This window comes from Brevibacillus sp. HB1.1 (assembly GCF_013332445.1).
Lineage (GTDB): Bacteria > Bacillota > Bacilli > Brevibacillales > Brevibacillaceae > Brevibacillus > Brevibacillus porteri.
Genome location: NZ_JABMIV010000003.1, coordinates 371,249 through 392,015, shown reverse-complemented (window position 1 = coordinate 392,015; position 20,767 = coordinate 371,249). Strand labels below are relative to the sequence as shown.

20 protein-coding genes are annotated in these 20,767 nt (G+C 47.3%); 2 read left to right on the top strand and 18 right to left on the bottom strand.

Features of this window, described 5'->3' with window-relative positions:
* Positions 1-10: 10 nt before the first annotated feature.
* From HPY27_RS11635 to HPY27_RS11625, 3 genes are all read right to left on the bottom strand, one after another.
* Positions 11-829, bottom strand: a complete 819-nt coding sequence (locus HPY27_RS11635; RefSeq protein ID WP_174225051.1) for an alpha/beta hydrolase family protein — start codon at positions 827-829, stop codon at positions 11-13.
* 106 nt (positions 830-935) lie between these two features.
* Positions 936-1,247, bottom strand: coding sequence for a hypothetical protein (locus HPY27_RS11630; RefSeq protein ID WP_173622719.1), 312 nt, complete (start codon positions 1,245-1,247; stop codon positions 936-938).
* Between the two features lie 15 nt (positions 1,248-1,262).
* The gene (locus HPY27_RS11625) at positions 1,263-3,575 is read right to left on the bottom strand and encodes a hypothetical protein (protein ID WP_174225050.1); all 2,313 of its coding nucleotides are present in this window, start codon (positions 3,573-3,575) and stop codon (positions 1,263-1,265) included.
* Positions 3,576-3,864: 289 nt separating this feature from the next.
* Here HPY27_RS11625 and HPY27_RS11620 point away from each other — a divergent pair, with 289 nt between their 5' ends.
* Positions 3,865-4,248: a winged helix-turn-helix transcriptional regulator gene (locus HPY27_RS11620; RefSeq protein WP_017249992.1), complete on the top strand. Its 384-nt coding sequence runs from the start codon at positions 3,865-3,867 to the stop codon at positions 4,246-4,248.
* 566 nt (positions 4,249-4,814) lie between these two features.
* Here HPY27_RS11620 and motB read toward each other — a convergent pair.
* The 9 genes from motB to HPY27_RS11575 form a co-directional block, all read right to left on the bottom strand.
* Positions 4,815-5,624, bottom strand: a complete 810-nt coding sequence (motB, locus tag HPY27_RS11615; protein ID WP_017249990.1) for a flagellar motor protein MotB — start codon at positions 5,622-5,624, stop codon at positions 4,815-4,817.
* Positions 5,617-6,432 carry a flagellar motor stator protein MotA gene (gene motA, locus HPY27_RS11610; protein WP_017249989.1) on the bottom strand — a complete coding sequence of 272 codons (816 nt, stop codon included), beginning with the start codon at positions 6,430-6,432 and terminating at the stop codon, positions 5,617-5,619. Before motA ends, motB begins: the two co-directional genes overlap by 8 nt.
* A 91-nt stretch (positions 6,433-6,523) precedes the next feature.
* Entirely contained in the window at positions 6,524-7,255 is a 732-nt protein-coding gene (locus HPY27_RS11605) for a ZIP family metal transporter (RefSeq protein ID WP_017249988.1), read from the bottom strand.
* Positions 7,256-7,380: 125 nt separating this feature from the next.
* A complete protein-coding gene (gene def / locus HPY27_RS11600) occupies positions 7,381-7,896 on the bottom strand; it encodes a peptide deformylase (RefSeq protein WP_174225049.1) in 516 nt (171 codons plus the stop codon).
* A 4-nt stretch (positions 7,897-7,900) separates the two neighbouring features.
* Positions 7,901-8,143 (bottom strand): helix-turn-helix domain-containing protein, encoded by a 243-nt coding sequence (locus HPY27_RS11595; RefSeq protein ID WP_007722000.1) that lies wholly within the window; start codon positions 8,141-8,143, stop codon positions 7,901-7,903.
* Positions 8,144-8,254: 111 nt separating this feature from the next.
* Positions 8,255-8,857: a flavin reductase family protein gene (locus tag HPY27_RS11590; RefSeq protein ID WP_017249986.1), complete on the bottom strand. Its 603-nt coding sequence runs from the start codon at positions 8,855-8,857 to the stop codon at positions 8,255-8,257.
* A 103-nt stretch (positions 8,858-8,960) separates the two neighbouring features.
* Entirely contained in the window at positions 8,961-9,752 is a 792-nt protein-coding gene (locus HPY27_RS11585; RefSeq protein ID WP_174225048.1) for an ankyrin repeat domain-containing protein, read from the bottom strand.
* Between the two features lie 93 nt (positions 9,753-9,845).
* Positions 9,846-11,864: a hypothetical protein gene (locus tag HPY27_RS11580; RefSeq protein ID WP_174225047.1), complete on the bottom strand. Its 2,019-nt coding sequence runs from the start codon at positions 11,862-11,864 to the stop codon at positions 9,846-9,848.
* 197 nt (positions 11,865-12,061) lie between these two features.
* The gene (locus HPY27_RS11575) at positions 12,062-13,789 is read right to left on the bottom strand and encodes a methyl-accepting chemotaxis protein (RefSeq protein ID WP_174225046.1); all 1,728 of its coding nucleotides are present in this window, start codon (positions 13,787-13,789) and stop codon (positions 12,062-12,064) included.
* A 177-nt stretch (positions 13,790-13,966) separates the two neighbouring features.
* Between HPY27_RS11575 and solA the strand changes: the two genes are divergently transcribed.
* Positions 13,967-15,100, top strand: a complete 1,134-nt coding sequence (gene solA / locus HPY27_RS11570) for an N-methyl-L-tryptophan oxidase (RefSeq protein ID WP_174225045.1) — start codon at positions 13,967-13,969, stop codon at positions 15,098-15,100.
* A 63-nt stretch (positions 15,101-15,163) separates the two neighbouring features.
* Here solA and HPY27_RS11565 read toward each other — a convergent pair whose 3' ends face one another.
* The 6 genes from HPY27_RS11565 to HPY27_RS11540 all read right to left on the bottom strand — a co-directional run bounded on the left by HPY27_RS11565 (position 15,164) and on the right by HPY27_RS11540 (position 20,760).
* Positions 15,164-15,994 (bottom strand): protein-glutamine gamma-glutamyltransferase, encoded by an 831-nt coding sequence (locus tag HPY27_RS11565; protein WP_174225044.1) that lies wholly within the window; start codon positions 15,992-15,994, stop codon positions 15,164-15,166.
* Positions 15,995-16,384: 390 nt separating this feature from the next.
* Positions 16,385-17,296, bottom strand: coding sequence for a DMT family transporter (locus tag HPY27_RS11560; protein WP_026043204.1), 912 nt, complete (start codon positions 17,294-17,296; stop codon positions 16,385-16,387).
* 163 nt (positions 17,297-17,459) lie between these two features.
* Positions 17,460-18,158, bottom strand: a complete 699-nt coding sequence (locus HPY27_RS11555) for an LrgB family protein (protein ID WP_174225043.1) — start codon at positions 18,156-18,158, stop codon at positions 17,460-17,462.
* Positions 18,136-18,525, bottom strand: coding sequence for a CidA/LrgA family protein (locus HPY27_RS11550; protein WP_017249977.1), 390 nt, complete (start codon positions 18,523-18,525; stop codon positions 18,136-18,138). The genes HPY27_RS11555 and HPY27_RS11550 overlap by 23 nt, the downstream gene beginning before the upstream one ends.
* A gap of 114 nt (positions 18,526-18,639) precedes the next feature.
* Positions 18,640-19,536, bottom strand: coding sequence for a LysR family transcriptional regulator (locus HPY27_RS11545; protein WP_017249976.1), 897 nt, complete (start codon positions 19,534-19,536; stop codon positions 18,640-18,642).
* A gap of 111 nt (positions 19,537-19,647) precedes the next feature.
* On the bottom strand, positions 19,648-20,760 hold the full coding sequence (locus tag HPY27_RS11540; protein ID WP_069846922.1) for an Ig-like domain-containing protein: 1,113 nt from the start codon (positions 20,758-20,760) through the stop codon (positions 19,648-19,650).
* Positions 20,761-20,767: the final 7 nt, after the last annotated feature.

Here is a 20,767-nt window from a genome sequence, read left to right as displayed (position 1 = left end):
TCCCTTTTTCTTATACGGCAACCGTCTCCTTCTCCTGCAATCTTACCAGCCAGCCCTTCGTACTCGCAATCAAGCGTTTGTAGCTGTCTGTCGAGGAAAAGGTATGGTCTCCGCCGACTACTACTTCTGTTTCGCAGCTCCCCCGTCTCCGCAGGTGTAGCTCTCGCTCATAGTGGAACATGGCATCCACCGCAATGACGTCATCCCGATTACCGTGCAGGATTAACACATCTCCCTCAAACTGCTTGGCTTGACGCAGCGGAAGAGCCGTGCCCAGCGACTGGAAAAAACGCTTCTCCAATCCGTAGCCCAAATGATCCGTTTTGCCATACGAAAGTGCTTCCTTGTATTCCTTCTCCCCCACGATCCGAACGATATCATCGAAAGGTCGTGCTACCGGTGCCCATAGGATGAGCGAGTGTATGCGTTTATCCTGGCTCGCTGTCAGTACACTGACCGCACCACCCAAACTATGCCCTAACAGGCACACGCGCTCCTGATCTACTTGTTCCAGCGTGAAAACATGGTCGAGGACATCACGTGTTTGCGCAAGCAGGACATCCAAACCACCTGCACCATAAACGCCGTCACTTTCCCCGCAGCCTCCGTAATCGAAACGCAATACGCCAAAACCGTGTGAAGCCAGTTCTCTGGCAGCTTTTACAAACAAGCGGTTCACTCCAATCCGACTGCCGATAAAGCCATGGCAAATGACAACCAACGGGTATTTCACTCTGGTCTTGCCTGTGGTGCATGTAGGTTCATGCAGGGTAGCCGTCAACGAAATCGTTTCGCTAGGTATTTGCAAAATCCGTTCCAAAGAACTCACCTCTTTTATTTTTAGTATTCCGAGTTGTTTACTAAGATATAATCCTATTATCACTGATTCATTTTACTGTGTCAAGAAGGTCATGCCTGATTGTCACTAGGCCAGGCTAAACAAGTTCTGCAATAACTGCAAAATAGATATTGCCCTCGTACTTGTCATCCCATGAGTCAGACCAGTCGCGAACTCCTAGTGTTGCCGTCACTGTTACTATATTAGAATTATCAGGTGTGGTCGCATCAACCTTGATGTTAACCATTCCCAGATGCCGATCTTTTTTTGGAGAAAATCCAAAATCAGTACCGGTTAATATAGCAGTTGCTTTCAAAACGTTACTGCCAAATACGATATGTTTTGAAGCAGTTCGTGGACCATCACCAGAATAACTACCAAAGCTAATGAAATCTGTTTTCATTTCCATAATATAAAACACCTCTTACCGCTCATATATAATTGGATTTTTCACTACGATATGGATTGAAGCAGCACACTCTTGGTTATCCCTATCTAGAACCTTTAAAGAAATCGTGTGTGATCCTGGTTGTAATGATCTAACATAAATCTCTTGTCCTACTCCAAGCAGTCCACCAATATCGGAGTACCAATGAAGTTTGGAGGGGTGTACGGATCCAATATCAGGTGAGAACGCATCCCCCATGAAGTGGATCACTTGACCAAGCCAAACGATCGCTCCAGGAACTGGATTGTTAATATATACCTTGCATGGTTCGCTTACTGCCATACCCGTTCGAATGCCTTCAGTAGCCAGTACCTGAAACTGGCAAGAACCTCCGCTAGGTAAACGATCAAGATCCACTTCGTATTCGGTTACTTCCATCGAAGGTGCCACAGCCCTCCAGCTCCTTCCCCCGTCGTTACTGTAACGGAGCAGGTAAGAAGCTGCTTTGTTACCGGCTTCCGTTTTCCAAGCTACACGTACTTTTCCGGAAAGTTGTTTCCCCCCTTGTGGCGAAAGAATATGTACTTTAGGTGGATCACTTGGAACGTTCACTACGAGCAATTCTTTCTGCTCACAACTTCCACTTGCACCACATGTAAATACAATCTGCACTGTATGTCGGTGAAATGGGACAGGCACGTAAAAATCCAATCGGGCACTGTCAAGATCCTTGTGTGGATCCGTCAAATATATTCTTTTTGCATGCAAGACTTTGTTATGACAGTCGCGTAGCTCAATTGCGTATGGAGTCCATTCTCCCGATTCAATCGCGGGTTGGGACAGATAGTGGAAGCTCGGAAAAACTTCTACTTTTCCTCCGCGGTAAACATGAAACTTTAAAAATAAATGTTCACTCGATGCACCCTTTTTTTCTGGCAGATCCAGTCTATTTTCGGTATGAGAAATGGGCGGAAACTTTTGTTGCAATGCCTTATACGTATAGGGTGACACCCAACGTGGGTCGCAATAGCCCATGAAATCAAATGTGTATGCCGGATCTTGTACATTCCCCAGTTCATCAATGCCAATTTCACCGATGCTCCCTGAAGGAAGTGCATCATATACTGGATAATTTGGATCAATATTCAGGGGCTTGCCGCAGGGAGAGTGCATTCTTCCAAAAGCGTGGCCTATTTCGTGAGCAGCAATTTCACCATTGTAAATAAAACCAGCTCCTACTCCACTGCGCCCACACCCAATGTATTGAGTGGTTGGAACGCCTATAGGTAACAACCCATAGTAAACATCCCCGGTATCTCCCCTCATTTCACTAAGTTTCCCAAGTAGGTCATTCCAACCGTCACCACACCCATCACCAGATTTCTCTGTTAGGTCACCATCGAAATCAATGATGTCAAAGCCTGTAATAAAGACTCGGCATGGATATACTTTCCGAACATAACTGAGCGTACTGCTTAACGCAATTTCATTGGGTGCAGCAAGGTTAGGTTGCTTACCAGTGTACCGAATACCAACCCCTCTTACCCGTAATGGCGACACCTCAGTAAACGTTAGTGTGTTTTGAAATCTCCCGCTAAAATAGCCCGGTTGATTCGGTTGTAACACGTCAAATACCCGAATGCGATAATCAACATTCCCTACGCAGAGAGCACCCGGAATCAAAAAATTCAACGTGTCATCAGGATTTCGGCGGTTGATGGAAGAGTCTGTTTTAGGTACAATAGGTCCATTTATTGGACTTATGGGAGTCCAGTTTCCACTACCTGGGAGACGAACTTCCAATAAACCCGAAATCCTTCCAATCACCGGACGTGTTGGATCTGACTGTGTATCTATATAAACACGTAAAACTGTATTCTTCCCAGCAACTAAGCCAATGGAGTTGTCGGGTTGTGCTGTAGCAGGATCAAGATGTAACTGAGAGCGGAAAAATTGAATGGCTTGGTTGTGTTCCACTCCTGTTATAGAAAGATTCGAAGGAACAACTCCCGTTTCTAATTCCGTCAGTAACACAAATTGTATGCTTCCCTCATATAGATCGTCCCAATTATCGCTCCAATCGCGCACACCAAATGTACCTTCGACGATAACAACGTCATCATCTATCCGTGTATCCAGACGAATATTTACGTTCCCTAGATGATGGTCACCTATACGCAAACAAGTAAAACCAGTACATATCTCAATAGGTGAGAATCCAAAATTAGTCCCTATTAATCCGGCAACAGCCTGACTTACAGTTTGGTTAAAGTTAAAAACTACCTCTGCTTTTCGTGGCCCTATTCCTTTTATACTAGGAAAACTCAAAGATCCAGTACGAATTTCCATACTTGCTTCCTCCTTTTTTAGAGTATGTCTTACAGTTAATGGAATTTATTCGTTTGTTTTAAAAATAGCTTTCTTTTGCCCATGTGAAGGGACGACATTTCAGGTTGCCTGTACCTACTCGCAACCTGAAATGTCCATAAATCATTTGAAAACACTCCTATTTCAATGCAATGCGGTATAATTGAATGGCTTCAACAAGGCTTATTATGGATGCAATCGTGGAGCAACATAAAAATGTACTTTTTTGCTTAAGCCAGTGCACCGAAGATAGAATTGTGAGGAGAAAACTATGTCCGACTTGCGAAAAGAAACCTTGGAAAAAATAAAAAACGGTGATTTCACCTGTTCCAAGGAGCTGACCTTGTCTATGTTCAGCGGAAAATGGAAAGTCGTGATCCTGTGGCATTTAGGGGTAGAAGGCCCGCATCGCTTTAGCGAGCTGCAACGGCTGTTTCCAAAAATCACACATAAAATGCTGACGAATCAGTTAAAAGAGTTAATCGAAGACGGGATTGTTCACCGGGAAGTATACCCTGAGGTTCCACCGCGCGTGGAGTATTCTATGACGGAGCTGGGGATGACTTTGTTGCCCATTGTGGAAATGATGTATGAGTGGGGCGAAATGCGGATGGGGCAATTGAAGCTGGCGTTAGGGGAGGCGTCTTCTGACTAGCTGCTGTGGTGGGGAGGAAACAGGAGAAAACGCTCAGATTCTTGGAACACCTGCGGGGAAGCTGGGGGCCCGGCTCCGTGAAAAAAAGAGAAACCGCGTCCAAAGTCGACTGTTCAGGAGGCTTCTCAGAGGTGGACGCTAAAGGCAGTTTCTCTTTTTTTCACTGCGCCTCGGTAGGTGTGTCCAAAGATCTTCGCTGTTTTCTCCTGTTTCCTCTGCGAGCTGTTCTGGATTCCACCTTCGTTTTATAAAAAAGAAAAAGACCACATGAATGCTACTTTCAAGATGAAGACAATAGCCACGTGGGAAGAAGCACATTTCCAGTCCTAGCGCCTCTGGAGCCCTACTTAGCTGAGAAATGAATGGCGGGGGTTTTCAGCTTCAACCTCTGAGATTACATCTTCGAAACTCTACTTTTGAAGCGCTCCCGACATTCATTTCTCAGCGGACAGTCTAACCCCTTGCGGGGCGTAGGCTGAAGCGTAGACTGGAAATGGGCTTCTTCCCCTCCACAACCGACACTAAAAACAAAAAGGATAGCACCTCGGGCGCTATCCTTTTTGTTATTACGGATTCACACTATTTTTCGGAGGAGAAGCCAGATCACGCAGGATCGCTACCTCTACCCGTCTGTTTTTCGCTCTGCCTTCTGCCGTTGTATTCGGCGCTACCGGATGGTATTCTCCCAAGCCAGTTGCGCTGAACTTCGTCGGGTCTAGGTTCTTGTTTTCCAGAAGCACCTTCAAGAAGTTCACCGAACGTTTGGCACTGAGATCCCAGTTGGATGGGAACTCTGCACGGCGAATCGGCACATTGTCCGTATGACCAGTTACGGTCACTTTTTTCGGGTGAGGCACCAGCATCGCTGCCATTTCAGAGGCAAGCTTTCTCGCTTCCGGTTTCAGATCAGCTTTACCGGAGTCAAACAGCGCATTGTCCAAAATGGTGATCAGCAGTCCTTCTTCGGTCAGCTTGGTCTGGAGCTTGTCCTGCAGCTTGTTTTGCTGAATGTATCCGTCCAGCTTTGTTTGCAGCTTTTTCAAGTCCTCTGTTTCTTTGCGGACCGCTTCTTCCAGACGCTTCTCTTCTTCTGTCTTCTGTTTTTCTGCTTCCTGTGCGCCTTTGTGCAAGGTCTGCTGCTGAAGTTCCGGGTCTAGCGGCACCGGACTCGGGTAGTTCATGACACCCACACCGCCGTTGATTGCAACGTTGAAGGACCGAACCATTTGGTCGAACTTCTTCGCATCCATCTCGCTAGAGGCGAACAACACGATAAACAAAGCGAGCAGAAGGGTGAGCAAGTCCGCGTATGGAATTAGCCAAGACTCGTCCATATGCTCTTCATGATGAGCATGTCTCTTTGGTCGCTTAGCCATTTACCGCAGCTCCTTCCTCCCTCTTCTCTTCCTTCATTTCTTCTTTCATTTCTGCACGCTCTTGGTATGGGATGTATACCAGCAGCTTTTGTTCAATCGCAGTCGGAGATACACCCGCTTGAATGGAAAGCAATCCTTCGACCATGATTTTTTTGATTTCGATTTCTGCCTTTGATTTCCGTTTGAGCTTGGTTGCGAACGGGTGCCATAATACGTAACCCGTGAAAATACCGAGCAAGGTAGCTACGAACGCCGCCGCAATCGATATACCCAATGCATCGATGTCACTCAAGTTACCCAAGGCGGCAATCAGACCGACAACGGCACCCAATACCCCGAGAGTCGGAGCGTAGCTTCCCGCTTGGCTAAAGACGAGTGCCCCTGCCTGATGGCGCTCTTCAATGGCGTGAATTTCTTCATTCAGAACATCGCGAACAAAATCCGGTTCCCCACCATCAATGATCATCTTCATGCCGTTACGCAGAAATGGATCTTCAATCTCATCAGAAGTGTTTTCCAGTGCAAGCAATCCTTCGCGACGAGCGATGGAAGCCCAGTTCATAAACTGACCGATCAATTCTTTTTTTTCAGGGAGCTTTTCTTCTTTAAAAATTATCTTGAAAAGAGCAGGAATACGTTTGATTTCCGACATAGGAAATGCGTTACAGATAGCAGCAACTGTACCTACGATGATGATCATAAACGCTGCTGGATTCAGTAATGCCATCGGACTCGCATGCTTCAAGATCATTCCGACCACTACTGCGATAATACCTAAAACTATACCTATCAAGGTAGACTTTTCCATCGTGACACTCCCTACTTCCATAATCGAAATCTATCTATATATGGTTTCGGAATTTTTGCTCTCACTTGTGAGGCTTTTTGAAAAAAACCGCTCATCCAAACGACTGAACTAGTCCAATCATGACCAAAAGTCCTAGAATGAACGAAAAAGTCGCGGAACGAGCATGACCATCTCCATGGCTTTCGGGGATGAGCTCCTTGTAAACGATAAATAACATCGCGCCTGCGGCAAAGGAAAGCCCATATGGCACCAGCCCTTGTACCACAGAGGTCAGGTAATAGCCACAGATCCCAGAGACGATTTCGACTGCTCCGGTCATCGTAGCCAAAATAAACGCCTTGAGACGACTAACCCTTTGATTGATCAGGAAGAGAGCGACCAGGAAGCCTTCTGGTGCATTTTGCAGACCGATTGCAAAAGAAATCAGGCCACCCAAGCCCGACTGTTCACTCGAATAACTCACGCCAACGGACAAGCCCTCCGGAATATTGTGCAAGGTAATCGCGGACAAAATCAGCAGCGATTGCGAATCCATCGAAATGTTGATTCTCGTATGCTCCAGATCGATATGTGGGACAATGCTTTCCAACACCGTAAGCAGCAATGTTCCGGTAAGTACTCCCAAACAAACGATAATAAATGGCGCGCTATGAAGTGCCTGTGGGATCAGACTGAATGTCGAGGCAGCCACCATAATTCCAGCCGTAAACGCCAGCAATATATCCCGCCATCGATGGGATACCGACTTGAAAAAAAGGATAGGCAAGGCGCCCACTCCAGTAGCCATGGCAGAAAGAAAGCTACCTATCAGTAGTTGTTCCATGTGTGTTCCTCCACGTAATAATGCCGCTCTTCAGATGATACCATTTAGGTTCACGTAAAAAGATATCCGGAACAAACGGCCTTCTACTATTCATATTTCCCGAATGGAGACGGTACGCCTTTTTGTTAGGCCTTTTTTGTTAAGCGGATCACATCCAGCAAATCGATTTTTTGTCTTGTTTTTTCATGGTACAGCCATTTATCCTGAACATGATCCACAAATAAAATTCCGTCTAAATGGTCGATTTCATGCTGCATACAAACAGCAAGGAATCCATCTGCTGCAAGGATCATTTCCTCACCTTGTCTGTTCAACGTCTTTACCTTTACATGGTCGGCTCTCTTTACGTTGCCATAGTAACCCGGAAAAGATAAGCAAGCTTCCATTCCGATTTGTTCGCCACTTTTTTCTATGATTTCCGGATTAATGAGCTCCATTAATCCATCTCCACAATCCATGACAATCACTCTGCGAAGAATTCCTACTTGAGGTGCGGCAAGGCCAGCACGGCCGTCCGTGGCATATAAGGTTTCAGCCATCTCATCCAGTAGCTTGAATGTTCTTGCATTCAGGTCATCCACTGGCTTGGCTACTTTGCGCAAGATCGGGTCTCCAAAAGGCAAAATCTGTTTCACTGCCATCTTCTTATGCTCCCTTCACTCTATTAGGCGGTGTATATGCCCACAAGTCATTTGGTGTACACTCCAGAGCTGTACAGAGTGCATCAAGTGTCTCGGCTTTCATTTGTTTGGGTTGACTGGTTAGTAAAGCACTGATGGAGGCTGGAGACAGACTGTAATTTGCTTTTTCTTTCAACAACCTCGCTAAAGCGGCTCCCGTCCAAACTCCTCTTTCTGCCATTACTTTTCGCAACATCCAGACAAGCATCTTTTCACCCCTCGACTTTTAGGTGTTAGCTAACTTTATAAGGCAATACCTAATATACCATATTTTCCTACAGAAATAAAAAAACGCCAAATGCTTGGCGTTTTTGACGTTCTACGTTTCCGAACGATATGTTTTTCCCAACTGATCACTCAGACCAAAATAATGGCGGAAGTTGTAGATCAGCGGATTCCATGCTTGAGGGTTCACGTGATGAGCACTTTGGACAATCTGTTTGTCTGCATGGACGTGACGTACTTCTGTCTCCACAATCGCAAACATGTCGGCATATTCCGGAAAACGGATTGTGCGGACAATTGCTTCGAGTTGAAGCGGGCATTCTCCCACTCGCTTTGGACGAACGATATCAGAGTCAACAGGAGTCAGCTTGGCTGCCTGAAACTTATCTGCTTCATAGCGGAAGCCCAGTTCTTTTTTATAAGCGGGTACGGGATTGCGGCCTGTTAGCGGAGCCAGCGCTTCCACTTGCTGCCACATGGAGGCATCTGGCAAATTGATAACACACTCGGGCCGCTGACGCAAATTTTCCAATCCATGCGAACCAAACCCGAGTCCCAGAATAACATAATTCCCCAACGCCCATGACGATGAAATGGGGCTGATATTCGTTGTTCCATCTTCATTTTCAGTCGTCAACAGGACGACGGGAGTTCCGTAATACAAAATCTTCGGTTGGATGGTCGTATGGCTAGTCATGAACATAGCCTCCTTTGACTAGAATCACTCTTGCTACGACTTATTCTAGTCGAGGATTATTTCCATCGCGCTCGAAGTATGAATGTATGCTTACTTCCGCAAATTAGCGTGCTCCAGCTTTTTGCAGGATTTGTACAATCTCGTCATAGCCACGTTCTTTTGCACGATACAGTGGCGTTTTTCCTTCGCTATCCGGGATGTTCACATCAGCACCGTGGTCGATTAACAGTTGAACCATCTCTTGTTGTTTTTTTCCACCATCATTCAATACGATGGCTTCCATCAATGCTGTCCATCCCGGATTGTTCACATGGTTGACGTCTACATCCGTCCGGGTAAGAAGTTCCTTTGCTACTTCTACATACCCATGTTCTGCCGCTGGAATCAAAGGAGTACCTCCAAAGCGGTTGTAAATCTTCGTATCTGGAATTGCATCGATAACCAGCTTCAAGATTTCTAGGTATCCTTCTGCTCCCGCATACAAGAACGGATTATCTTGCCGGTCATCCTGAATGTTGATGTCAGCTCCTGCTTCAATGAGGACCTTCACGGTTTCCACATGGTTGCCGTGTGTAGCCGCCATCGCCGCTGTTCTTCCACGATCATCCTGTGCGTTTATCTCAGCCCCTGCTGCCAAGCTAGCCTTGACTTCATCGGTTTTGCCCTCAGCTGCGGCTGCAAGCATTTTATTGTTCCATGCTTTTATTTCCTCTTTAGACAGAGACGGCTTTTTACTTGTTTGGGACTGTTGCGGCGGCGGTGGTGTAGGTGTTTGTGTTGATTGCTGCTGTTGTTGCTGTGCTGTCGTGACTGTCGGGGCTGTTGTTGTCGGTTCATCCATGCAGCCAGTCAACAGCATGCCGAATGGGATCGCAGTGAGAATGAGTCGATACATCTGGTACATTCCTCCTCGGTTCGTCATTGTGATAAAGGTCTAAGCCCGGTTAAACACCGAGCTTAGATTGCCTGTTAGAGGTTTTGTTCGTTGTTACTTTGTCGTGAAGGTAAGACCTGCCCATTGCCCTACAGGCGTAACGGAATACATGGTATTTGGTTCTAGCTTGCCGCCGTTCATCATTTCGAAGATTCCGGTAGAGCCTTTGCGTGTTGTTACTTTGTATTGAGCAACCAGCTCCGTTCCATCCGGTGCTGTTAATTTGATTTGACGGGAAGCAAACAGTTCATCCCGCGGATCATTGCTCAATCTTACTTCCAGCGTAGTTGGGTTTACTTCATTTACGGAGCGAATCGTCAGTGGGTTGATCGCTTTCGCTGTAAACTTGGAATCTTTGATATCAGCCCAATCCGTTGTAACGGTATACTCTACGCCTGGAATCAGTGTCTCACCTGCTGGCAAACGAAATTTTGGTTCCTGACGACCATCTGTCGCTTGTGTAAATGGAACGTACGTCGCAACGATTGGCTCGCCACCTTCTGGCGTGATGTACACTTGTGCCGTTCTCAGCGATGGAATGATTTCATAGTTCTTTCCCCGATATTGATTGTTTTGATCTAACACAAAGTCTAGACCATTGCGCTTGCCGACATAAGACGCAATCACATTTTCATAGTCTGTTACGCCAGCGCGCAGGCTTGATTCAATCTCAATCGTATCGTACGCTACCTGACGTGCTTCAACCATATCAATCAAGTCACTGTTCGTTTCAAAAGTACCAGCCATTTCGTCCTTATATGTCAACGTGTACGTCATGTTAGAAGTTTGAGGCGTCGTTGGAACATAGTAAGTAGCTATTGTGCCTGTCTTTAACTGCGGGATATTGCGAATCGTCAAACCGTTATCGAATTGGAAATTTTCCTGAGCTTTTGCCAATACCAAATCTTCCGCCACGAGTGGAGCGGACAAGGTGACTTCCAATGTGATCGGATTGAGCGACTTGATGCTCTGTACTTCTGCGTTTTCATCTGGTTGGGCATCCGTTGTAACAGACACGTTTCGCGCTGTAGCCCATTCTCCTACTGGCTCCACCTGATAGGTTACATTCGACTCCAGCTCTTTTCCATCCATAATTTCAAACGTTCCCGTTGTCCCATTGCGCGTCGTAAATTTATATTGGGCAACCAGTTCTGTTCCATCTGGAGCTGTCAATGTGATGCGGCGGAGTGGAAAAATCTCTTCGCGCGGATCGCGGCGCAGTGTTACGTCGAGTGTGGTTTCATTCTTTGCTTTTACAGACTGGATGGTAAGTGGATCAACATCTCTCGCTGTGAAGGTAGCGTCACGGAAATCAGCCCAATCCGAAGAGACTGTGTAAGTTACACCTGGCTCCAATTCTTCTCCCGCTGGTAGGCGGAATTTCGGTTCTTGAACTCCATCTGTATTTTGGGTAAACGGAACGTATGTGGCAACGATCGGCTCACCGTTTCGTGGTGTCAAGGTTACTTGTGTACCGCGCAAGGATGAGATGATTTGGTATTCTCTCCCTCTGTAACGGTTGTCCTCATCCAATTCAAAATCAAGGCCGCCTCGTTTGCCTGCATATGCTTCGATCACATTTCCGTAATCGGTTACGCGGTCACCTAGACGAGACTCGATCTCAATCGTATCATTGGACACTTGACGCGCTTCTCGCATGTTAATTTTTTCATCGCTTGCCTCAAAGGTGCCCATTTCCTCGCCTTTGTAAGTGAAGGTATACGTTGTGCCTTCCTCTTGCGGAGTAGTAGGTACGATGTAGGTAGATTCGAATCCTGTTTTTCGTTGTGGAACATTTCGAATGGTCAGGTCGTTATCGAATTCGAAGTTTTTTAGCGCGTTGTTTAGTTCGACTTCTGTTGAGCTAAGTGGCTCTGCAAAGGTGATTTCGAGTGTAATTGAGTTCAGAGACTTGATGCTCGTCACCTCGACAGCTTCTCTGTCATCCTGCTTATCATGAGAGGCTGCTCTCGCTACTGTATCCATGTTCAGAACGTTGAAAGGAACCGCTCCCCCTGTTCCAAGCATCGACGCGAGTAAAAGTAGTGAGAGGTGCTTTTTCGTTTTCTTCATACGATCATCTCCTTGTCTACGATGGGGGATCAACCCTCTGAATCTATCGTAGTCGGAAGAAATAAACTCCTACTAAACCTGTTCTTAATGAACTATTTCCTAAAGATTAACTTTTTCTAAAAAAATGGCAGAGGAAAGAAGAAAAAACAAAAACGCCAAAGTGACTGGCGTTTTTGCGTTCGTTTATTCGATTATGTCTACACCTTAAATCGGCGAATCATGTGTTGCAGCTCTTCTGCCATATTGGAAAGAGCTGTCGCTGACGAAGCGATTTCCTCCATGGAAGCGAGCTGCTGCTGTGTAGCAGCGGAAACGTTCTGCGTGCCATCCGCAGTCAAGTCAGAAACTTCGCTGACCAGCTCCATCGCCTGTACGACCTGTTCGGAATGGGCAGACACTTCCTGGGCTGATGCAGACACGTCGTGAATCTGGTCGGCTACTGTGCCAATCGAATTCTGAATATGACCGAACGTTTCGCCCGCACGATGAACGACGCGAATTCCTTCTTGTACTTCCCGGGTGCCTGTTTCCATCGATTCGACGGCGACTTTTGTATCTGTCTGAATCGTACTGATCAACTGCGCGATTTTTTGGGCGGACTGTGCCGATTGCTCTGCCAGCTTCCGTACCTCATCTGCTACAACCGCAAATCCACGGCCGTGCTCTCCTGCGCGTGCTGCTTCAATCGCTGCATTGAGGGCGAGCAGATTGGTCTGATCCGCAATGCCTGTAATGACTTCGATGATTTCTCCGATTGCTTGAGAATGATTGCCCAGACCGTCTACCACGGCTGAGAGCTCATGCATGGAGTCGTGGATCGCATTCATTTGTTTAACAGCATCCTGAATGGACTGGTTCCCTTCTCCCGCCATGTTGGCGACTTCGCTCACCATATTGGAGGTTTGCTGTGCGTTGCTTGCGATTTGACGAATTCCTCGTGACATATCATCAATGGATTTCGCTCCATTCTCTACACTCGCTACCTGACGATCAACTCCTGCTGCCACTTCTTGAACAGTAACAGCAATCTGTTCGGTTGCCCGGCTCGTCTGATCTGCGCTTGCCGTCAGTTGCTCTGCCGATGCGGCTACCTGCTCCGAGGTCCCACCTACCTGACGAATGACAGAAGTTAGACTGGTCGCCATTTCATTAAACGAATTCGTCAGATCCAAAATCTCGTCACGAGTTTTGACAACCAATGGCTCTGCTCTCAAATCTCCATCAGCGACTTTCTTCATCTCTTCCATCAAACGCACGATCGGTTGACGGATATTTACGGTCAGCCAGATAGCCAATGATATACCTGCTATCACAGAGACAACCATGACGATGAGCATATCGCGTTTTACGGATTCGTACATTTCTGCGCTTTCCGTGCCAACGCGTTGGGCTCCTTCGCTGTTATACGTAATCAGTGCATCCAAGTATTTTTTGCGTTCAAGAAACAGTTCACTGCTTTTTTTCTTGATGAGCTCCAGCTCAGCCATGTCTGCATCGCTAGCAGCCTTTCTGATATCCACTCTTTTGCCGATTTCGACGAACTGAGGGTTGAATTCTTCGTATTTTTTCAGAGCCTGCTTCAATCCCTCATAATTTTGGCGGTCTTCTTCACCGACAATCGTTTTTTCATAGCTGGCTAATAACCCGTCAATATAGGCAAATTGATCATCCACTGTTTTTGCATACTTGTTCTTGTCATCCATGTTCTCTGTTGTGAGCATGGTTTGAGTAACTCCGTAAATGGTTTCCAGCGTCATGTTGATCTTCAGAATGTCTTCTAATCCCGGGCGCCAGCTTGTATTCATTTCCACCATCTTCTGGTTCATTTCCTGCATCTTTACAATACTTGTTATTCCCGTAAAAATAATGATGACCAGGACAAATGCGAATGCACCGCCCAGTTTTTTTCCGATCGTCCATTTCATTTCGTAAACACCACTTTTCTTAACGTAATGATGATAGCGTAATCTCCTTTTCCCGCCCAACTGATGGAATAAACCTTAATGCGCACAAAAAAATTGATCTTTACACAAAAATTTAAATCCACAATTCAGAAAACTCCTGTAAGATAGATGAAAATAAAGCGGAATGGAGGACGGTTGATGCAAAACTACGATGTCATTATTGTTGGAGCAGGATCGATGGGAATGGCAGCTGGCTACTATCTGGCGAAACAGGGTGTGCATACACTCATGATCGATGCCTTTGATCCCCCACACACGATGGGCAGTCATCATGGGGATACCCGTATCATTCGCCATGCGTATGGAGAAGGAAAACAGTACGTCCCGCTTGCGTTGCGAGCGCAACAGTTGTGGTCAGAATTGGAACAAGCATCCAGCATGCCGATCTTCGCCAAAACAGGTGTTTTGAACGCTGGACCCTTGCATTGTCCTTTCCTGAATGAAATTCGGGAGAGCGCTGAGCAGTACTCCCTTCCCTTGGAAGTACTTAGTGCCAATGAGGTCATGCAACGCTGGCCAGGAATCAATCTGCCTGCTGATTACTACGGCTGCCTGGAGCCTACTTCAGGTGTGCTTTATTCTGAAAACGGCATCCGCGCCTATCGAGAGCTCGCCCTTGCCGCAGGAGCTACGCTGTTGACGAACACGCCAGTCATGCAGTTGGAGCCAGCAGGTAATGGGTTCATCGTGCATACGGAATCTGCCAGCTACCACGGCGATAAAGTCCTTCTATCCGCCGGTGCTTGGAATGGTTCTCTCCTTGACTCCTTGGGCTTGTCCATCCCGCTCACCCCTACACGCAAAACGGTTGCCTGGTTTGGTGCAGATGAGAGCCAGTACAGTGCGGATGGATTTCCCGCTTTCATCTTTCGCCTTCATGACTCCATGTTCTACGGATTTCCCAGCTTTGATGGCATTGGTGTAAAAATCGGACGCCATGACGGAGGACTAGCCATCGATCCTGATAAACTGGAACGTACCTTTGGCACCTATTTGTCGGACGAAGGGGATGTTCGTTCCTTTTTGGAAGCGTATATGCCTGGTGCCGCCGGACCATTGCGACAAGGCAAGGTATGCATTTACACCATGACGCCTGATGAACATTTCGTCATTGACCGTCATCCTGAACATCCACAGCTTGTATTTGCAGCAGGCTTTTCCGGGCACGGTTTTAAATTCGCCAGTGCGATCGGGGAAGCGACCAGCCAACTGCTAGTAGAGGGAGCATCTTCCCTCGACTTGTCTATGTTTTCTTGGAAGCGATTCTCCTGAACACACACGAATGAGCGAAAAAAGCCTCTCGCCGCATTTTATGGCAGGAGGCTTTTGTTCGTTTTACCACTCCCAAGACAAAGATCCGATCTGCGCTGAAATTCGACTGCTCACTTGTATGGGAAGTCCAGAAGCTCGCATGGTGGAACGACCGTTGTCGTAGGGAAACAGGTAGGCGAAACCAGGCCGAGTCGCCTGATTGACCAGATAGGCAGACCTCATTGCTCCCGCTCTTCGTTGTTCATTCAAAAATGCTACCATCTCACTCGCTCGTTTGATCCCCGCACCATGCCCGTAATACAAGCCATTGCCGAGCACGACTGCATTTTCTCCTTGCCACTGAGGTGTCGCGCGATCGTAATCAGGATTGGCAAAATAAATCACATCACCAGGCAAGAAGGTATTTGTCCGCAATGTTTGCAAGTCTAGATCCTGATCGTACCGCCAGTCATATAGTAAGATGTCCGCAAACATTCTCTCAAAATCGGGTAAACGAATGGACTGTAGGACTGCATGATAAATAATAACGACCATCGCGGTTGCGCACTCTGTAGCGTATTTTTGGCCCTCACGAAAAATATTGATAATCCCGCTGGATGGCGACACTCCCGGTCGCAAGCGGAATCCGCCCTGGTCTGTTCGAATCCAGTAAGCTGGATTGGCACGAGATTCTTCAAAAGTAGAAAAGGCCAGGCCGCTTTCGTTCAGTGCCAAGGCAGACCTCACCAGATGATCGCGCATTTTCAGTTCAAATTGCAGGAGCTCAGGAGTCGGATATTCAAATACTTCATCACTTCGTGCCATAATCGCTACCGTTTCACGCTGTACCGGATTTAATCCCCATTCCGCTGCCAACGAGGCGTGATTAGCTGGTCTCCCCGCTATGACGATCATATACAACCTCCCCTTCACACACTGTCCTTCTTATTTGTATGCGAATGCCCATGTCCAAGTGATCGACTAAGAAAAACCATCAGATAAGCACGGAACACAGTGAGGAGAAGAAAAAGCACAGTTCTCTTCGACTCTGACACGCCAGCAGGGGGGATTCACTGGACGTCTCCATTACAAAAAGGGGACCGTCGAGCCAAAGCCACCCTACGGGCGGAAGATTCTCAGGGGAGAAGTGTTCGACAAGCGTGGTCTCCTTTTTGTAGTTCCGACTGGGTAGGCGTTGTCAAGGTCTACGAGCCCTGTGCTTTTTCTTCTCACTAGCCTAGTCCGTTGATCGGTACCTTCTAATAAAAATCCCCCGCCTGTTTGACCAGACGAGGGATTTCCTTTTTAGCCTTGTGCTTGCTTGACTGTATGTGGTGTCGGGGTCGAGACGTGCTTTAAGCGTGAGAACATATAGCAGCCGACAATGACGATCATACTGCCGAGCAATTGGATGATGGTCATACGCTCCCCGAGTAAAAGAAATGCGAGAATGGCCGTAAAAATAGGATTGAAATTGAGGAACATACCTGCTGAGGTTGCGCCAACCTTTTGTACACCAATATTCCACAACACCATGCTGACGACAGTCGCCATTACACCAACGTAGAACAACGACAGCCAGAACGTCCAGTCTGTGTTGCTAATCGTAAATGTGGTGACATTAAAGGGCAGCATCAGCGCGACACCGAAAATCCCCGAGTACAGTGTGGACATCATCGGCGAGACCGTCTTCATCGCCCAACGCCCGCATACGGAGTAAATCCCCCACATGGCGACAGCGGCGAGCATCCACAAATCACCCGTGTTAAAGTGCAATTGGGACAAGTGCGCGAAGTCTCCTTTTGTCATCACCACAAGGACGCCTGCAAACGAGACAAGCATCGCGACAATCTGCAACGGTCGAATCTTTTCACCCACCAGCAAAAAGGAGAAAATCGCGATCGAAACCGGATTCAGCGTGGACAATAGACCAACATTGGTCGCGTCTGTCCGCTCAAGTGCCCAGAACATGAATAAATTAAAAAGTGCTACGCCGGTCACTCCCATCACGATCAAAGGAAGAAGTGCCTCTCGCGTTGGGAAAATCCGTTTTTCGCGTATCCAAACAACCGGCAACAAGCAAACAACAGCAATGAGCCAGCGCAAATTGGTCAGCGTCAAGGAAGACGCGTGCCCGACAAGGAATTTACCAACAACAAAATTTCCTCCCCAAAGGAAGCTGGTACAGAGTAATAGGACGATATATAGCGGTCTCATGTTGCCTCCTGCCAAGATGAAAGAGTTATGGAGCTTTTATTTGTCCTCTATCATACACCTTTCGCCAGCATTTGGGCGGTCACGTTGCACTTTCCATTTTTATCCTTTTAAAATCCAAATCCATGAGTGAAATAAAAAAAGGGCTATCTAACAGCCCCTTCCTTCACACAGCCAGCCACGACATGATCACCGGCAGCAAGGTAAACGCCCACACCACCGTAATCATCGCTCCGGCGATCACAGCCAAAGTCGCACTGCTTCCTTCTGTTTCCCCACGCTCAAAAGCTTTGACCATCCCCAACGCATGTGCGCCCATTCCGTACATCAAGCCGATGGACACAGGATGACGGAGCCTCATTCTCTTGATGATTTTAGGAGCCAAAAAAACGCCTGCAAAGCTGGTCAGCATCCCGAAAACGGCCGTCATCGTAGGCATTCCGCCAATCGCCTCCGTTACGCTCACCGCAATTGGCAAGGTAATCGAGCGAGGAATGACGCTAAGCGCCGCTTCTTTTCCCAATCCGACTAACATCGTCGTGGAGACACCTGCAATGATAGCGATGAGGGAACCCGTAGCAAGACTCGTCAAAATCATCCGGCGATGCGCCATTAACACCGACCAATTTCGGTACAGCGGAATCGCAAACGCCACTGTGACTACGCTCATCATTTCACTAATGAGCGAGGTCGCTTCACTGTACACCTGATAAGGAATGCCTGCGAAAAGCAAAAACAGAATCAAACCGATCGGCGCCAATATGGCCGGAGAAAACAGCAGAGACGCTCTTTTCTTGTTGAACCTTTTTGCTGCATAGAAGAAAACGAGTGTCAGGAGCACGCTAGACGTTTTCCACAGGATCATGCTGTTTCACCTCTCCACGATTGAACATACGCTCAGCAATAACACCTGTCGAAATCATCACAAGCGCACAACCGCTTACGACTACCACAAGGACCAGTAATCCTTTTATTCCTAATAACCATGGATATTGCATCATCCCGACCAGCGATGGTACGAAAAACAGGATCATCTGCGAGAATAACAGAGTCGCCCCTGCTTCCACCCACTGTAGACGAATCAAGCCGGTATATAGACAAATGAACAAAAGCGCGAGTCCGATCAGACTGCCGGGAACAGGAAGGTGAAAAAACGAGCTCACCCATTTCCCGAGCCAGGTGAAACCGAACAATAGCAAAACTTGTGCAATGATGGAGAACCATCTTTTCATCGAGACCACCCCAGTTGCTCTACAAAGGTTGTTCAAAAAGTCACCTTTTGAACGAGTTACCTTCATTCTAAGCCGTCTCGATTCCATTCGTACAATACATAAAAATCATCATTTCTATTCCATTTGGTTATGGCTGTACATTTTCTCTACAAACGATATGAAAGCCTTTGTCGCATGCGATAAATACCCTTCTTTTCGATAAATCAAAGCATACTGCCAGTCAATCACTGGGTAGGAAATGTTGACGGTGTGCAAATTCCCGTTATTCAAGCGTCTCACGATGGAGCGTGGAATGAGTGATATCCCTAGTTGAGTAGCCACCATCTCTCCGACAAAATCCCATAAAGAGCTCATGTAAGCGACTTTCGGTTCAAAGCCGGACAGCTTGCACGCTTGGCGCACTACATCGTGCATCGCGTATTCTTCGGTAAACAAAATGAAAGCCTCGTCCTTAAGCTGTTCCAAGCTCACCTCATCGGCTCCCGCCAGCCAATGATCCCGATGAACGATCGCGACGAGGTCCTCTGCGAGCAAGGGAACCGCCACAAATTTCTCCTGATCCGTTGGAAGAACGGTTAATGCCACCTCAATGCTTCCTTGCTCCATTTGGATTTCAAGCAGCTTGGCGCTGTATTCCTTCATCTCGATATCGATGCCTGGATACTGCTTTTTAAACAAGGCAATCACATTCGGCAAGAGAAAAGAACCCACGGTCGGCATCATACCCAGTTTGACCCGACCACGCTCGACATTTCGCAATTCTGCAATCGATGATGACATACCTTCCATCAGCTGCAACACTTTGGTCGCATAGCTGTAGACCATTTCCCCTGCGTCTGTCAGATCCATTTTCCGCTCCGTCCGATCCAGCAGAACTACCTCTAGCTCTTCTTCCAATGCCTTGATCATTTTGCTGATAGAAGGCTGGGAGACGTGGAGGGATTGCGCGGCCTTCGTAAAGTTTTTATGTTTGACTACTTCCACAAAGTAATGCAGCTGTCGAATATCCATGGTGCCCTCCGTCTTCGTCCAATCAAAAGCGTTAGCTACAGATTACCACAGGCGAGAGTATGCAAAAAAGCCAGGTACGCAGTCGCGCCCTGGCTTTTCCTCCAGCTTGAGTTACTTCACGGTTACCTGTATTTTTACGACTTTTCCATTATACGTAGCGGCAATCGTTGCGCGACCTGCTTTCACAGCCGTGAGCTTGCCATCCGCTACAGTCACAACGGAGCTGTTCGTGGAGATCCAGTCTGCATCGACTGTGACATCGACCTTGGTTTTGTCGGTATAGACAGCAGATACCTTCAAGTCTTTTGATTCGCCGACTTTGAGATCTGCCTTTTTCGTGTCAAATTCTAGCTTGGAGATAATAGCAGACTCTACAGGGATCGAGATTGTCTTTCCACCGTAAGTTGCTTTGATTCTCGCTTTGCCAGAACCTACAGTTGTCACGACTCCGTTTTCAACTGTGGCGACTTTTTCATCGTCGGATGTCCACTTGGCTTTGCTTGTTACATCGACCTTTTCTTTGCTAGACAAGATAGCCAGCAGCGTAACCGACTGGGTAGTGCCTGGACGCAGATACAGCTTTTTCTTATCGCTGTCCAGCTTGGAGACGACATCCACCTCTACTGGAATGGATACGTTTTTTCCACCGTACTTCACTTTGAGTTTCGCTGTGCCCGAACTTACTGCTGTAACCAAACCATTCGTGACCGTTACGATTTCCGTATCATCGCTTTCCCACTCTGCATTGGCGGTTACATCAGAGGTAGACTTGTCTGAGAAGGTTGCCGTTGCGTTTACCTGCTTCGTGCCTCCCACGTTGAGAACCAGTTTCTTCTGGTCAGCAGTGAGCTTGGAAATCACATCGATCTCAACAGGGACACTCACACTTTTGCCCCCGAAGCTTGCTTTCACTCTTGTTTTACCGGAACTAACAGCGGTTACCAAGCCTTTTTCAACGCGTGCGATGTCACTGTCAGAGGAAGTCCACTCTGCTTGCTGTGTGACGTCTTCTGTTGTTTTATCCGTGTATTGCACGCGGACGTTCAACTGCTGCGTCCCCGCTTTTTTCAATTTTATTGTCTTTGTATCAACCACAAGCTTGGAAATCTTCTTCTGCGTACTTGTCGTCGCAGAATTTGCCAATGCCGGTACTTGGCCGACACTGGAAAAGATCAGCCCAACGGTAACAGCCGTAGCGAGCATACCTTTTTGCCAGTTTCTCATGCTCACA